At 71.4% G+C, this 14,613-nt stretch carries 15 protein-coding genes; 5 read left to right on the forward strand and 10 right to left on the reverse strand.

Annotated elements, in window-relative coordinates:
- Positions 1 to 124: 124 nt before the first annotated feature.
- Positions 125 to 1,648, forward strand: coding sequence for an MFS transporter (locus ACFYOP_RS07345; protein WP_356896344.1), 1,524 nt, complete (start codon positions 125 to 127; stop codon positions 1,646 to 1,648).
- Between the two features lie 127 nt (positions 1,649 to 1,775).
- On the opposite strand, the gene ACFYOP_RS07350 is transcribed toward ACFYOP_RS07345, so the two are convergent.
- Positions 1,776 to 2,291 (reverse strand): MarR family transcriptional regulator, encoded by a 516-nt coding sequence (locus ACFYOP_RS07350; RefSeq protein WP_356896346.1) that lies wholly within the window; start codon positions 2,289 to 2,291, stop codon positions 1,776 to 1,778.
- 129 nt (positions 2,292 to 2,420) lie between these two features.
- Between ACFYOP_RS07350 and ACFYOP_RS07355 the strand changes: the two genes are divergently transcribed.
- Entirely contained in the window at positions 2,421 to 3,203 is a 783-nt protein-coding gene (locus ACFYOP_RS07355; RefSeq protein ID WP_356896348.1) for a class III extradiol ring-cleavage dioxygenase, read from the forward strand.
- Between the two features lie 59 nt (positions 3,204 to 3,262).
- Here the strand turns inward: ACFYOP_RS07355 and ACFYOP_RS07360 are convergent, their stop codons facing one another.
- Positions 3,263 to 3,802, reverse strand: a complete 540-nt coding sequence (locus ACFYOP_RS07360; RefSeq protein ID WP_356896350.1) for an N-acetyltransferase family protein — start codon at positions 3,800 to 3,802, stop codon at positions 3,263 to 3,265.
- Between the two features lie 149 nt (positions 3,803 to 3,951).
- Here ACFYOP_RS07360 and ACFYOP_RS07365 point away from each other — a divergent pair, with 149 nt between their 5' ends.
- The gene (locus ACFYOP_RS07365; RefSeq protein ID WP_356896352.1) at positions 3,952 to 4,977 is read left to right on the forward strand and encodes a sigma-70 family RNA polymerase sigma factor; all 1,026 of its coding nucleotides are present in this window, start codon (positions 3,952 to 3,954) and stop codon (positions 4,975 to 4,977) included.
- 176 nt (positions 4,978 to 5,153) lie between these two features.
- On the opposite strand, the gene ACFYOP_RS07370 is transcribed toward ACFYOP_RS07365, so the two are convergent.
- Positions 5,154 to 6,113, reverse strand: a complete 960-nt coding sequence (locus tag ACFYOP_RS07370; protein WP_356896521.1) for a YafY family protein — start codon at positions 6,111 to 6,113, stop codon at positions 5,154 to 5,156.
- Positions 6,114 to 6,175: 62 nt separating this feature from the next.
- Between ACFYOP_RS07370 and ACFYOP_RS07375 the strand changes: the two genes are divergently transcribed.
- Positions 6,176 to 7,801, forward strand: coding sequence for an MFS transporter (locus ACFYOP_RS07375; RefSeq protein ID WP_356896354.1), 1,626 nt, complete (start codon positions 6,176 to 6,178; stop codon positions 7,799 to 7,801).
- A 142-nt stretch (positions 7,802 to 7,943) separates the two neighbouring features.
- On the opposite strand, the gene ACFYOP_RS07380 is transcribed toward ACFYOP_RS07375, so the two are convergent.
- Positions 7,944 to 8,744, reverse strand: coding sequence for a DUF6227 family protein (locus ACFYOP_RS07380; RefSeq protein ID WP_356896356.1), 801 nt, complete (start codon positions 8,742 to 8,744; stop codon positions 7,944 to 7,946).
- 144 nt (positions 8,745 to 8,888) lie between these two features.
- Entirely contained in the window at positions 8,889 to 9,941 is a 1,053-nt protein-coding gene (locus ACFYOP_RS07385) for a P1 family peptidase (RefSeq protein WP_356896523.1), read from the reverse strand.
- A 262-nt stretch (positions 9,942 to 10,203) separates the two neighbouring features.
- Between ACFYOP_RS07385 and ACFYOP_RS07390 the strand changes: the two genes are divergently transcribed.
- The gene (locus ACFYOP_RS07390; protein WP_189886260.1) at positions 10,204 to 10,410 is read left to right on the forward strand and encodes a hypothetical protein; all 207 of its coding nucleotides are present in this window, start codon (positions 10,204 to 10,206) and stop codon (positions 10,408 to 10,410) included.
- A 23-nt stretch (positions 10,411 to 10,433) separates the two neighbouring features.
- Here ACFYOP_RS07390 and ACFYOP_RS07395 read toward each other — a convergent pair whose 3' ends face one another.
- The 5 genes from ACFYOP_RS07395 to ACFYOP_RS07415 all read right to left on the reverse strand — a co-directional run bounded on the left by ACFYOP_RS07395 (position 10,434) and on the right by ACFYOP_RS07415 (position 14,560).
- The gene (locus ACFYOP_RS07395) at positions 10,434 to 10,952 is read right to left on the reverse strand and encodes an MscL family protein (protein ID WP_356896358.1); all 519 of its coding nucleotides are present in this window, start codon (positions 10,950 to 10,952) and stop codon (positions 10,434 to 10,436) included.
- A gap of 123 nt (positions 10,953 to 11,075) precedes the next feature.
- A complete protein-coding gene (locus ACFYOP_RS07400) occupies positions 11,076 to 11,657 on the reverse strand; it encodes an RcpC/CpaB family pilus assembly protein (protein ID WP_356896360.1) in 582 nt (193 codons plus the stop codon).
- 280 nt (positions 11,658 to 11,937) lie between these two features.
- Positions 11,938 to 12,801: an S-methyl-5'-thioadenosine phosphorylase gene (locus ACFYOP_RS07405; protein ID WP_356896362.1), complete on the reverse strand. Its 864-nt coding sequence runs from the start codon at positions 12,799 to 12,801 to the stop codon at positions 11,938 to 11,940.
- Between the two features lie 81 nt (positions 12,802 to 12,882).
- The gene (locus ACFYOP_RS07410; RefSeq protein ID WP_356896364.1) at positions 12,883 to 13,221 is read right to left on the reverse strand and encodes an FmdB family zinc ribbon protein; all 339 of its coding nucleotides are present in this window, start codon (positions 13,219 to 13,221) and stop codon (positions 12,883 to 12,885) included.
- Between the two features lie 67 nt (positions 13,222 to 13,288).
- Positions 13,289 to 14,560 (reverse strand): MFS transporter, encoded by a 1,272-nt coding sequence (locus tag ACFYOP_RS07415; RefSeq protein ID WP_356896366.1) that lies wholly within the window; start codon positions 14,558 to 14,560, stop codon positions 13,289 to 13,291.
- Between the last annotated feature and the right edge of the window lie 53 nt (positions 14,561 to 14,613).

The raw sequence follows: 14,613 nt of genomic DNA on the forward strand, positions 1-14,613 counted from the left end.
CGGCACCCCGCGCAGCACCTTTGCCGCTCAAGGCCCTCGACGCGTAAAGCACTTGACGCTCAGAACCCTTCACCGCGGACCGCGTACCGCGTGACCTCCCGTGACCGATTAGGTGGCCAGACCCATGCCGAAAACAGCCGACATATCACTCCCCGACCCGAGCCGCTGGAGAGCTCTGGTCTTCATCGCCCTCGCCCAGCTCATGGTGGTGCTCGACGCGACGATCGTGAACATCGCGCTCCCCACCGCCCAGCAGGACCTGGGCATCTCCGACGCCAACCGGCAATGGGTCATCACCGCCTATGCCCTCGCCTTCGGCGGACTGCTGCTCTTCGGCGGCCGCATCGCCGACCTGTGGGGCCGTAAGCGGACCTTCGTCGTCGGCCTGCTCGGCTTCGCCGCGGCCTCCGCGCTCGGTGGCGCCGCCACCGGCGAGGCGATGATGCTCGGCGCCCGCGCCCTGCAGGGCGCCTTCGGCGCACTGCTCGCGCCCGCCGCGCTGTCGCTGCTCGCCGTGATGTTCACCGACGCCAAGGAGCGTGCCAAGGCCTTCGGCATCTACGGTGCGATCGCCGGTGGCGGTGGCGCCGTGGGCCTGATCCTCGGCGGCGTCCTCACCGAGTACCTGAACTGGCGCTGGACCTTCTACGTCAACATCCCGTTCGCGATCGTCGCCGCCGTCGGCGCGTACCTGGTGATCCGTGAGCCGGAGGGCTCGCGCAACCGCTCCTCGCTCGACATCCCCGGTGTGGTGCTCTCCACCCTCGGTCTGGTGGCGCTCGTCTACGGCTTCACCCGCGCCGAGTCCGCCGGCTGGTCCGACGGTCTGACCGTGGGCATGTTCATCGCCTCCGCGGTGCTGCTCACCGCGTTCGTCGTCACCGAGGCGAAGGTGAAGTCGCCGCTGCTGCCGCTGCGCGTCCTGACCGAGCGCAACCGCGGCGGTGTCTACCTCTCGCTGGGCCTCGCCATCATCGCGATGTTCGGGCTCTTCCTGTTCCTGACGTTCTACCTGCAGGTCGTGAAGGGCTACTCGCCCGTCATGACGGGCTTCGCCTTCCTGCCGATGATCGTGGGCATGATCACGGGCTCCACTCAGATCGGCGCCCGGCTGATGACCCGCATGGCGCCGCGCCTGCTGATGGGCCCCGGCTTCGTGCTCGCGGCGCTCGGCATGCTGCTGCTGACCCAGCTCGAGATCGACAGCTCCTACGCCGGTCTGATCCTGCCGGCGCAGCTGATGCTGGGTCTGGGCATGGGTACGGCGTTCATGCCGGCGATGTCGCTGGCCACGCACGGAGTGGACCCGGCCGACGCCGGTGTCGCCTCCGCGATGGTCAACACCTCGCAGCAGGTGGGCGGCGCGATCGGCACGGCGCTGCTGAACACCATCGCGGCCTCCGCCACGACCTCGTACGTCGCCGCGCACGCCGCCGGGGCGACCGACCCGAAGCTGCTCGAACTCCAGGGCATGGTGCACGGCTTCTCGTCGGCCATCTGGTGGGCCGTGGGCATCCTGGCGGCCGCCGCCGCGATCGCGTTCACGTTCATCAACACCGGACGCCCGCAGTCCGGCCCGGTCGCGGCCGGCCCGGGCAAGGACGCCGGCGCGCAGGACGAGGTCAAGATCCCCGTCATCGCCCACTGAGCGGCCGGGCGGCGACTCAGCCGCCGGATGGGCAGGTCGTCCGCGCATGAGAAAGGGCCACGACCGGGTGCGGAATCCGCACCCGGTCGTGGCCCTTCGTGCTGCGGGGCCGGGCCCGGCGGCGGGGTCATCTGAGCCAGGGGAGGTCCGCGCCGGTGTCCTGGGGCTGCAGCCCCTCCGCCATGACCCGCATGATCTCGCCGAGCTGGCCGACCTGCTCCGGGGTCAGCCGGTCGAACATCACCTGCCGGACGGCTTCGACATGGCCCGGAGCGGTCCGCTCCAGGACGCCGAAGCCCTCGTCCGTCAGTACGGCGTTCTGCCCGCGCCTGTCGGAGGGGCAGTCCTCGCGGCGCACCCAGCCGTTCTTCTCGAGCCGGGCGATCGCGTGCGAGAGGCGGGAACGGGTGATCTTGGCGTCGATGGCCAGTTCGGTCATCCGCTTGCGGCGGCGCGGGGCCTGCGCGAGCTGGACCAGCAGGCCGTAGTAGATGTGCGGCATGCCCGCGTCGCGCTGCAGCTGGCGGTCGAGATGGTCCTCCAGGAGGGTGGTGGCATGGAGGTACGCGCGCCAGACGCGCTGCTCCTCGTCACTCAGCCAGCGTGGTCCCGGACCGCCCTCTCCATTGAGTGCCCTGTTCATGTATCCACTCTACGACCCCCCTTCTTGAAACTTGAACTAAATGGCGTTAGGGTCCTTCCTAAGCTTGAAACTTAAAGTAAATGTCCCCAGCGCAGCAGACCAGGTTCAGCAGACCGGGAGCCGATCGTCATGAACGCCATCCCCACCGCCCCGCGTATGTCCGCCCTCTATCTCTCCCACGGCGCCCCGCCCCTCGCCGACGACCCCGTCTGGCCGGCAGAGCTGGCCGACTGGTCCGGTTCGCTGCCCCGGCCGAAGGCGATCCTGATGGTCTCCGCCCACTGGGAGGAGGCGCCCCTCGCGCTCGGCGCGACCCGGACCGTGCCGCTGGTGTACGACTTCTGGGGCTTCCCCGAGCACTACTACCGCGTCCGGTACGAGGCCCCCGGCGCCCCCGCGCTGGCCGACTCGGTGCGCAAACTGCTGCGCCGCGCCGGTATGCCGGTGCAGGACATCCCCGACCGGGGTCTCGACCACGGTGCGTATGTGCCACTGGTGGAGATGTACCCGGACGCGGACACCCCCGTGCTGCAGATCTCCATGCCCACGCTCGACCCGCGGGAGCTGCTCGAGATCGGGCGCCGCCTCGCCCCGCTGAGGGACGAGGGCGTGCTGATCGTCGGCAGCGGCTTCTTCACCCACAACCTCGCGGCGCTGCGGCACGGCGGGACGCCCGGCTGGTCGGCCGAGTTCGACGACTGGGGGCAGCGGGCGCTGGCGGCCGCCGACGTGGACGCGCTGCTCGACTTCGAGAACAAGGCTCCGGCGGGCAGGCTCGCCCATCCGCGTACCGAGCACTTCGCGCCGCTGTTCGTCACCCTGGGCGCGTCGGAGGCGGAGGTCGGGACCGGTCGCAGCGTCATCGACGGCTTCTGGATGGGACTGGCGAAGCGGTCGGTGCAGTTCGGCTGAGACCGCCGGGGCCGTGCGGGTCGGTCCGGGGCGGTCCGGGCGGCGTGGGGCGAGCCGGCTCAGTCCAGGCGCTTCTCGAACCAGGCCACGTCCCAGTACCGGCCGAACTTGCGGCCCACCTCTTCGTACGTGCCGACGTGCCGGAAGCCGAAGCGGGTGTGCAGACGGACCGAGGGTTCGTTCGGCAGGGCGACACCCGCGTAGGCCCGGTGCACGTCCTCGGTCCCCAGCGCCTTGAAGAGCGCCTCGTAGAGAAGCGTGCCGATGCCGCGCCCGGCGGCCCCGGGGGCGCAGTAGACGCTGACCTCGACGGAGGTCGAGTAGGCCGGCTTGGGGCGGAAGGGGCTGCTGGTGGCGTATCCGAGGACGCCGGCCGGTGGATTGCTGTCGACAAAACGGACATCCTGAGCAACCAGAAGCCGGTGCGGGCCGTCTTCAGGGTGAGAGTGCAGCCATGGGCGGCGCTGCTCGGGGGTGAAAACCGTGGTGTCGAAGGTGATGGGGGTCTCGCGGACATAGTGGTTGTAGATGTCCGTAAGCGCTTCGAGGTCGGCGTCGGTGCCCGCCCTGACCTGCACCTCCGTGTGCTCCGGCGGCATCGTTCCCTCCCTGGGTGGCGGCACAGGGTACTGCATGATCGCGGAATTCGAAGCACCCGATGGGAATTCTGTCCGGATTCCAGTCGTTGTTTCCTTCGGATGCAGGGCACCCGGGAGGGTGTCGCGACCTACTCAGTAAGGGAGCTCGCATGGCAACCCGTGCCGTCGCCCGTCGTCAGTCCGACTCCGGTGGGGCGACCGACAGGGCAAGCAGTGTTCGCGCCGTGGGCGGGGAGATCGCCGACCGCGACCTGGTCGGCATGTACCTCGACGAGATCGCGCGCACACCGCTGCTCGACGCCGCCAAGGAAGTCGAGCTGTCCCAGACCATCGAGGCAGGTGTGTACGCCCGCCAGATCCTCGAAAAGAACGTGACATCAGCCGCTGCCGCGGCGGGGGAGAGCGAGGCGGGCGGTGCCACGCGGGAGGAGCTCGAGGCGCTGGCCGAAGCGGCCGAGCGCGCCAAGGACATCTTCATCCGCTCGAATCTGCGGCTCGTCGTGGCTGTCGCCCGGCGCTATCCGCGCAGCGGACTGCCGCTGCTCGACCTGATCCAGGAAGGGAACGCAGGCCTGGTCCGCGCGGTCGAGAAGTTCGACTACGCCAAGGGATTCAAGTTCTCCACGTATGCCACGTGGTGGATCCGCCAGGCGATCACCCGCTCGATAGCAGACCAGTCCCGCACCATCCGGCTCCCCGTCCACCTGGTGGAGGAGCTCGGCCGCATCCGCCGCGTCCAGCGCGAGTTCAACCGGGAGAACGGCCGGGACCCCGAGCCGTCGGAGATCGCCAAGGAACTGGGCTCGAACCCGGAGCGCGTCATAGACGTCCTCGACTGGGCCCGGGACCCGGTCAGCCTCAACATGGCCGTGGACGACGCGGGCGAGACCCAGTTCGGTGACCTGCTGGAGGACACCTCGGCCGTCTCCCCGGAGCAGTCCGTGCTCACCCTGCTGCGCAGCGAGGAGCTCGGCGATCTGATCGGCAAGCTCGACAACCGCACCGCCTCGATCATCCGTATGCGGTACGGGATCGAGGACGGCCGGGAGCGGACGCTGACCGAGGTCGGCAAGGAGCACGGCCTGACGCGCGAGCGGATCCGCCAGATCGAGAAGCACGCGCTGCTCGAGCTCAAGCGGATGGCCCGCGACACGGGCTTCGAGCCGGCCGCGTAGCCCGCGGGGCTGGGGCTCGGCCCGGCATCGGCCGGAGGTCCGCCTCCGGCCGGAGGGCGCGATGCCCGCGCGTGCCGCGCCGGTGCCGGCGTGGCGAGCCGCGCCGGTTGTGCCGTGTGCCGTTGTGCTGTGGGCTGTTGTGCCTTGCCGACCCGGAGCCTCCCGGGCCGGTCGTTTCAGGCCGTGGCGCGGGCGAGCCGGGTCGCCAGGTCCGTCATGTAGGCGCGCAGCGGAGCGGGTCCATGGACGGTCAGCTCGCAGTCGACCAGTGCCAGTCGCAGCGCCAGCCACTCCACCGAGTCCGCCGACCGCGTCCGCAGTCGGCAGCTCTCCTCACCCATCGGGGCCGGTGCGCCCAGATGCTCCGGCAGCCGTGCCGCGACGAACGACGCCGGCGCCCCGAAGCTCACATCGACGTCGTGTTCCTGCTGCACTCGCGACGTCGAGTGGCCCAGCAGCTCCGCCGCGTCCCCGACCGGCGCTTCTCGCGGTGTGAACCGGGCGCCCGTAGAGAACGGCTCCGCCACCCGGTCCACCCGGAACGTGCGCCAGTCCTCGCGCCCGAGGTCGTACGCCACGAGGTACCACCGCCGCCCGGTCGACACCAGCCGGTACGGCTCCACCTGGCGCCGTGACTCGGCGCCGTCGCCCGCCCGGTAGGCGAAGCGGAGCCGTTCGCGTGCCGTCACCGACCCCGCGATGACCGTCAGCGTCTTCGGATCGATCGTCGCCCCGTCGCCCCTGGTGAGCGGGAGCGTGGCCGCCTGCAGCGTGGCCACCCGGTACCTCAGACGTGACGGCAGCACCTGCTCCAGCTTGGCCAGCGCCCGTACGGACGCCTCCTCGATGCCCTCGATGGCGTGCCCGGCCCCGGCCCGCAGGCCGACGGCGATCGCCACGGCCTCCTCGTCGTCCAGCAGCAGCGGCGGCATGGCCGCGCCCGCGACCAGCCGGTATCCGCCGATCGCGCCCTTGGTCGCCTCGACGGGATAGCCCAGGTCACGCAGCCGGTCGATGTCCCGCCGGATGGTGCGGGGGCTGACGTCGAGGCGTTCGGCAAGCTCGCTGCCGGGCCATTCCCGCGGTGTCTGGAGCAGTGACAGCAGATTCAGAAGTCGTGCCGGAGTGTCCGTCATGTCCTTCAGGATGCCCTCCATCTAGGACATGATCTGACCTATACGCTGCCTAGTTTCCTCGTATGAGTTCACAGCAGCCCGCCGTGGCAGAAACGGCAGCCGGGCCAGAGGCGGCGACGGACCGCCGGCGCTGGATCGCCCTGGCGATCGTCATGACCGCGGCCTTCATGGATCTGGTCGACGTCACCATCGTCAACATCGCGATCCCCAGCATCCAGCAGGATCTCGGCGCGGGGTTCGGCGCCATCCAGTGGATCACCGCGGGATACGCGCTCGCGTTCGCCGCCGGTCTGATCACGGGCGGCAGGCTGGGTGACATCTACGGCCGCCGGCGGCTGTTCCTCGTCGGCATCACCGGCTTCACACTCGCCTCCGCGCTGTGCGGATTCGCCGTCAACGCGGAGATGCTCGTCGGCTCCCGGTTGCTACAGGGCGCGGCCGCCGCGCTGATGGTCCCGCAAGTGCTGTCGATCGTCCACGTCACCTTCCCGGCGCACGAACGGGGCAAGGTCTTCGGCCTGTTCGGCGCCGTCGTCGGCCTCGGCGCGGTCTCCGGACCGCTGCTCGGCGCGCTGCTGACCCAGTGGAACCTCTTCGGCCTCGAGTGGCGGCCGATCTTCCTCATCAACCTGCCGGTCGGCATCGCAGGGCTGATCCTCGGCCGGAAGTTCATCCTCGAGTCCCGTGCCCCCAAGGCGCTGAGGCTCGACCTCGTCGGCGTCGTGATGGTGACGGCCGCCCTGCTGATGCTGATCTACCCGCTCACCCGCGGCCGTGAGCTGGGCTGGCCGCTCTCGGGCCACCTGTGCATGGCCGGCAGCCTGCTCGTCTTCGCCGCCTTCGTGGCGTACGAGAAGCACAAGACGCGCAAGGACGGCTCGCCGCTGGTCGAACTGTCGCTGTTCAAGGTGAAGAGCTTCGCCGCCGGTATCGCCGTCCAGCTCACCTTCGGCGTCGTGATGGGCATCTTCTTCCTCGTCTGGACCCTCTATATGCAGCAGGGTCTCGGCTGGACCCCGCTGCGGGCCGGGCTGACCGGGGTGCCGTTCTCCGTCGCCGTCTCGGCGGCGGCCGGGATGTCCGTGCAGCTGCTGGTGCCCCGGTTCGGCCGCAAGGTGCTGCAGGCCGGCGCGGTCACGATGGCCGCCGGTCTGGTCGTCTACATCTGGGAGGCCGACCGGTACGGCATGGCCATCCACTCGTGGCAGATGATCCTGCCGCTGGTCGTGATGGGCGTGGGCATGGGGCTCATCGTGGCGCCGCTGACCGACGCCGTCCTCTCCGACGTGCCGCGCGAGCACGCCGGCTCCGCGAGCGGACTCATCAACACGACCGCGCAGATGGGCACCGCCCTCGGCCTCGGTCTGGTGTCCCTCGTCTTCTTCCGCTCGATCGACGCGTCGGCCGAAGCGGCGAGGGGTGCGTCGGGGGGTGGACCGGCCGGTGAGCTCGCGGCCGCGTCGCCGGACGTCATGGGCCCGGCCTTCGTGGAGGCCTTCGAGAGCTCCCTGTGGTGGGTGGTCGGGGTACTGGTCCTGATCTTCTTGGTGATGTTCGCCCTGCCGGCACGGCCGAAGCAGCACGTCGACGGCGACATCGCGGGCTCAGGTGAGGGCGGCGACGACGGCACCCCGGTGGTGCCCCTCGGGAAGCGGGACGCCGAGCCCGAGCCGGCGCTCTCGCGCTGAACAATCCGTGGCCCGCCCTCGGTGCCCGTGCCACGTGCTGTGGCACGGGCACCGTCGTGCGCGGGTCGGCGACCGGCCCGCCCAGCGCCACCGGACCCGAACTACGGGGTACGTGGCCGGCGATCCGGGGCGGCCGGACGGGCTACCGGACCCGGGCGCGGAGCTCCATGGCCTCGCGGGCGTCGTGCTCCGCCTCGTACACCTCGCACATGTGGCGACCGTCGGGTGTCGCCGTGTGCTCGACCTCCCACAGGCTCCGCTCCGTGCCGTCGAGCAGCAGGAAGGCGTGCTCGTAGAGCGTGAAGCCCGCGTCCTTTCCGGCGACGCGGAACTGGCGTCCGAAGACCTGGGTGATGTGGTGGGCGAAGGCGCCGCGCAGCAGACGGGCCGTCTCCTCGCCCGGCCGGTCGTCGTTCTCCGCGCGGCGCAGCAGCCGGCGCGCGTGGTCGGCGGAGTTGTCGGGCACGTACATCGGCGGCAGCGGGGCCGGGGGCGGCGCCATCAGCGCGGCGAGCAGCTCCAGCTCGTCGTCCAGCTCGTCGTCCAGGTCGAGACCGAGCTCCTGGCCGAGCGTGCTTCCCGACCCGGCGAACCCGGGGAAACCGGCGGGCAGCCGGGACGCCGCCAGCCGTGCCTCGGACTCCTCCGCGTACAGCTCGTGCTGGTCGCTGCCGTCGCGGCCGGTGTTGTGCACCAGCTCCCACAGCACGAGGGAGCTGCCGTCGCCGAGCAGATAGGCATGGCGGTACGTGGAACGGTGCAGCGACGCGCTGTGGTGCGACGAGTGCAGGGAACTGGCGTGTGCCAGCGCGGAGTCGAGCCGCTCGACCGTCGAGTCGGGCAGATCGAAGGAGTTGAGCGCCCGACCCAGGAGTCGCTCGACGTGCGTCTCGGTTGCCTCATACGGATCGTACGGACCGTACGGCTCGATGGGATCGTTCAAGAGGGGTCTCCAGGCCGTCGCCACAAGTCACTTGGTGATTGCTAAAAGTAGCGCTTCCGTCTGACAGTGTGCTTCTGGGTTGGGTAAAACGAAGGGGCGCACGGCAGAAGTTCCCGCGCGCCCCCAACTCGGGCGCCCGATACGTCAGTCGATGTCGTACAACTCCGTGTAGGAAGGGAAGCTGCCGCCCGGTCCGTCGACGCTCGCGGCCGCCGTCACGGCGCGCACGATCGCCCGGGTCACCACGTCCGCGCCGGCGGCCAGCACGTCGTTGAGCGCGAGCGGACTGCCGGAATCCAGCGGGACCGAGCCGGTGGCCAGCGCGAACACCGTGTCTCCGTCGTTGAGCAGGTGCACAGGCCGCACGGCGCGCGCGATGCCGTCGTGCGCGGTCCCCGCGAGCTTGTGCGCCTGCGAGCGGGTGAGATCGGCGTCGGTGGCGACGACGGCGAGCGTCGTGTTCAGCGGCGGCGGCCCGGTCTTCCCGCCCGCCTCCGCCAGCCGCAGCTGGGCCGCGGCGTGCACGGCCGAGGCCGGGAGCGCCGCGCGGTCCACGCCCTCGGTGACCAACTCGCCGTAGAGTGCGCCGTTCCGTGGATCGACCGCCGAACCCACCGCGTTGGCCACGACCAGCGCCGCGACGGTGATCCCGGAGTCGAGGACGGTGCTCGCCGTGCCGATCCCACCCTTGAGCCGCCCGATCACCGCGCCCGTCCCGGCGCCGACGGAGCCCTCCTCGACCGGCGCGCCCTCGGCGGTGGCGGCCGCCGCGACCACGGCGGCGCGACCCGTCGACGCGTCCGGACGCGCATGCCAGTTCCCGCCGCGCCCCAGGTCGAAGACGCACGCCGCCGGCACCACCGGCACGACCTGCGAGGGGTCGGGACCGACGCGTACGCCGCGGCCCTGCTCCTCAAGCCAGGCCATCACGCCGGCGGCCGAGTCGAGCCCGAACGCGCTGCCGCCGGTCAGCACCACCGCCTCGATCCGCTGGACGACGTTGCGCGGGTCCAGGGCGTCCGTCTCCCGGGTGCCGGGACCGCCGCCCCGCACGTCCACGGCGGCGACCGCTCCGCCCGCGGGGGCCAGGACGACCGTGGTGCCGCTGAGCGCACCGGGCCCGGCGACCTGCGCATGACCGACCCGCAGGCCCGCGACGTCCGTGAGACCGCCGGCCGGACCGTCGACCCTCTCCATAACGACCATGCCCGTCAGGTTAATTGGACAGGCTCCTTGCCGGGGGCGGGACGGCCTGTCCTGGGGCGTACGGCTCGTCGGGGGCGCGGCGCCCCGACGGCCCGGCGGCCGGGACCGCCCTGTCAGGCGGCGGACCGTGCCCGCCGCGTTGTCGCGCCGGCGAAGGCCCCGTGCCGGGACCGGCCGAGGCCGCGGTTACGGTCCCCGCGATGCGCAGCCCCGGCCTTGAGGTACGGGCGGTACTTCGCCGTATCCTGGAGGCATGAGCACCGCCCCCGCCCCCGGACCGCGAGACGCGAAGCAGCCCGGACAGCAGCGTCCCGAGCCGAGGCTGATCTTCGACGATCCGCTGGACCAGCAATCGGCGGACGATACGGACCGTGGGTGGGGTGAGCGGCCTCCCGCGAGCGGCGACAGTGCCGCCGATCTTGCGCGCTTCCTCGACGAGAAGCCGCCCCACCACATCTGAGCGCCGACGCGGCGCCGGCCGCGTCAGCGGCCTTCGTCGGCCCCCGGCGCACCCGACGGGCCGGCCGTGCCCCCGGAGCCCGCAGCGCCGGAGCCGCGCTGTGCCACGAGGGTGTCGCGGATCTCCTTCAGCACCTCCAGCTCGGTGACCTCGAGCGTCTCCCGCACGCCCTCCTTCGCCTTCTGGGCGGCGACCCGACGGGCCAGGTACTTCGACATGGGCAGCACCATGAGGAAGTAGACGACGGCGGCCGTGATCACGAACTGGAGGGTCGCGCCGAGCACGGACCCCCACATGATCAGGATGCCCTGGATCTCGCCGTCGGGGCCCGCCACGCAGGATCCCTTCAGGCAGGAGGCGTAGGCGTCCAGATCCTTGGTGCCGAACGCGCCGACCAGCGGATTGATCACGCCCTTCACCACCGCGTTCACGATGTTGGTGAAGGCGGCACCGATGACGACCGCGACCGCGAGGTCGATCACGTTGCCGCGGAGCAGGAAGGCCTTGAAGCCCTCGAGCACGCTCGGCTTCTTCTCGCTCACGAATGAGCCTCTTTTCATACCAGCTGTAGGGGAGGGGGGCAGCTTTGCAACTTACGGCAGCGCCCGACCACCTTGTCCAATCCGTACCCGCCCCCAGGGGGCCCGGTAATACATCAGTACGAGTCAGCACAGCGTCACCGCCAGACGGGAGTTGGCCGCCGCACCGGCCAGTTCCGTCGCCATGGCGCGGGGCACCGTGAGCACGACCAGGGCTCCGCTCTCCATGGGGTCGTCAGCCGGGCCCGGCACTTCGGCGACGCGCACTCCGGAGGCCACGACCTTCGCCTCGGGGTCCTCGCCCGCAGGCGCCTCCGCTGCCGCGATGACGTCGACGCGGTCACCGGGCCGCAGCAGCCGGACCGTGGCGGCGTCCGCGATGCGTACCGGGGCCGACACCATCGCGGTGGCGGGCCGGTGTGCACGCGTCGGAGCCGCGGCCGCCGCCGCACCGGCGCCCGTCCCGCCTCTGGCCTCCGCTGCCGCGGGCGCGCCCGGTGCGTCGGCCCCGCGGGCGGTCGACGCGGCCAGCGCCGCGGCCGTCACCGCCAGACCCGCGGCCATCGTGCGCCGCTGCCGCCACACCGCGCGGCGCAGCCGCTGCGCCCCGCCGCGAACGCGCAGCGGTGCGAACGGCGGCACGCCCAAGGGCTCGGGCGTAGGAGAAGAAGAGGGGGAGGAGGCAGGGGAGGAAGGCAGAGAGGACATGTTGTGCACCGCCTTGTGCGGAGTGGCCCGAGCCCGGTGCCCGTGCCGATCGCTCCTCACGATCCACGTTCCGCCGCCGCCCTGCAGCGGCCTGTGGACAGGCCGCCGGATGTGGACAACTCGCTCACCGGCAAGGGTGATCGCACGCTCGGAATCCCGCCCCGGCCGCCGGCCGCCGCCCGGCCCCCGGCTGCCCGCACCTGACCCCCGGCTGCCCGAACTCGCCCCGCCCGCACCCGGCCAGCGCCCCGCCCCGCGCAGGACCACCCGCAGGGCCCGCCTACGGCAGCCTGATCCCGGGGTCCATGCCCGCCAGGGCGTCGCCGCACGAGCAGGAGCGCTTCTCGGTCGCCGGCAGCCCGGCCACCGCGTCGAACAGCAGGGTCCGCAGCCGGTCGACGTTGGCCGCGAACACCTCGAGCACCTCTTCGTGCGAGACGCCCTCACCCGCTTCGGCGCCCGCGTCGAGGTCGGTGACCAGCGTGATCGACGTGTAGCAGAGCTCGAGTTCGCGGGCGAGGATCGCCTCCGGATGCCCGGTCATGCCGACCACCGACCAGCCCATCGCCGCGTGCCACCGGGATTCGGCCCGGGTCGAGAAGCGAGGGCCTTCGACGACCACCAGCGTCCCTCCGTCGACCGGCTCCCAGTCGCGCCCGCGTGCCGCTTCGAGCACGGTCCGTCGCCCGCTCGGGCAGTACGGGTCGGCCGGCGACACGTGCACCACGTTGGGGACGGTCCGGTCCGGCAGCGGCAGACCGTCGAAGTACGTCTGCGCGCGGGACTTCGTACGGTCGACGAACTGGTCGGGCACGAGCAGCGTGCCGGGCCCGTACTCGGGGCGCAGGCCGCCGACCGCGCAGGGGCCGAGCACCTGGCGGACCCCGACCGACCTCAGTGCCCAGAGGTTGGCGCGGTAGTTGATGCGGTGCGGCGGCAGATGGTGCCCCCGCCCATGACGCGGCAGGAAGGCGACCCGCCTGCCCGCGACATCACCGAGGAACACCGAGTCGCTGGGCGGGCCGTACGGGGTCTCGACCTGGACCTCGGTGACATCCTCCAGGAAGGAGTAGAAGCCGGAGCCGCCGATGACGCCGATCTCCGCCGGTCCGGCCGCTTCGCTTGCGTTCGAATTGGTCGCCATGGCGCACACAGTAGCCGCACGCGAACACGCCGAGGACCCGGCCGTGGTCGCTGCCAGGGCGGGGTCCTCAGAACGCGGGAATCAGGCTGCGGAGCCGGACGAGCTCGTGCTCGACGTGCTCGACGACGAGGAGGAAGCGGTCGACGACGAGGCGGCGGACGACGTCTTCGACTCCGACGACGACTTGGACTCCGACGGCTTCGTGGCCGACGCCGAGGACGCGGGCGCGCTGCTCGACGACGAGCCGCGGCTGTCGTTGCGGTAGAAACCGGAGCCCTTGAAGACGATGCCGACCGCGGAGAACACCTTCTTCAGGCGTCCCTCACAGCTGGGGCACACGGTCAGGGCGTCATCGGTGAACTTCTGCACCGCCTCGAGGCCCTCGCCGCATTCGGTGCACTGGTACTGGTAGGTCGGCACTGTCTTCCTCCTGGCACTCTCACTCGATGAGTGCTAACGACGCTCCATACTGACGTATTCCGCTGGATCAGTCCACCGTCACCGGCACTCGGTGACCGATCCCACGTGCCGCGACCCGTCCCGGAGCCTTCGGCGCCAGGTGGGAACGCAGGGCCACCAGGGTGGTCATGGCCAGTGCGGTGCCCGCCAGCGGCACGGCGAATCCGGCGCTCGCGCCGTATCCGTCGGCCAGCTGTCCGGCCGCCGTCACGGCGGCCGCCTGACCCAGGGCCACCGCGCCGGTCAGCCAGGTGAAGGCCTCGGTGCGGGCCGAGGCGGGCACCAGCGAGTCGACGAGCGTGTAGCCCGTGATCAGGGCGGGGGCGATGAAGAGCCCGACGACCAGGCCCAGCGCTCCGAGCAGCACCACGGAGTCCGTCGTCCACAGCAGGGACGCGGCCGCGGTGAGGCCCGCGTAGCCCAGCACCAGCCGGCGGCGCGGTCCGGTCTTCCAGGCGATGGTGCCGACGGCGACACCGGCGAGCATGTTGCCGGCGGCGAAGAGCCCGTACAGCAGGCCGTTCATACCGGGCTGGCCGATCTCCTCGGTGAACGCCGTCAGGGACACCTGCATGCCGCCGAAGACGGAGCCGATGCCGAGGAAGGCGACCGCCAGGACCCGCACGCCGGGTACGGACAGCGCGGACATGCGCTTCGTCTGTGCGTCGGAGAGGGAGAGACCGTGGGCGGGCTGGGTGCGGCGCTGGGCCGCGAACAGCAGTCCGCCGGCGAGGGTGAGAACCGACTCGGCGATCAGACCGGCCGCCGGGTGGACGCCGGTGCACAGGGCGGTGGCCAGGACGGGGCCCACCACGAAGGTGAACTCGTCCGTCACCGACTCGAAGGCCGCGGCGGTCGGCATCAGCGGCGAGCCCTGGAGCCGTGACGCCCAGCGCGCACGCACCATCGGGCCCACCTGCGGGACCGAGGCGCCGGTCGGCACGGCCGCGGCGAACAGCGCCCAAAGAGGGGCGCCGGTGAGGGCGAGCGTGGTCAGCGCGGCCCCGGAGGCCGTGTGGACGAGTACGCCGGGCACCAGCACGGCGCCCTGGCCGAAGCGGTCGGCCAGCTTGCCGCTCTGCGGCGCGAAGAGAGCCATGGACACGCCGGTGACGGCGGCCACGGCGCCGGCGGTGCCGTACGAGCCGGTGGTGTGCTGCACCAGCAGCACGATGCTGATGGTGAGCATGGCGAAGGGCTGGCGTGCGGCGAACCCGGGAAGCAGGAACGTCCATGCGCCTGCGGTACGGAGCAGCTGCCCATAACCGGGGCGCTTGCCAGAAGCGACCGTGGACTCCACGGTCCTTGCCTTTCTGCCGCCTGGTAGCGCTCCCCTGGGTGTACGGGAGCCGC

The sequence above is a fragment of the Streptomyces sp. NPDC006294 genome, assembly GCF_042870895.1.
Taxonomy (GTDB): domain Bacteria; phylum Actinomycetota; class Actinomycetes; order Streptomycetales; family Streptomycetaceae; genus Streptomyces.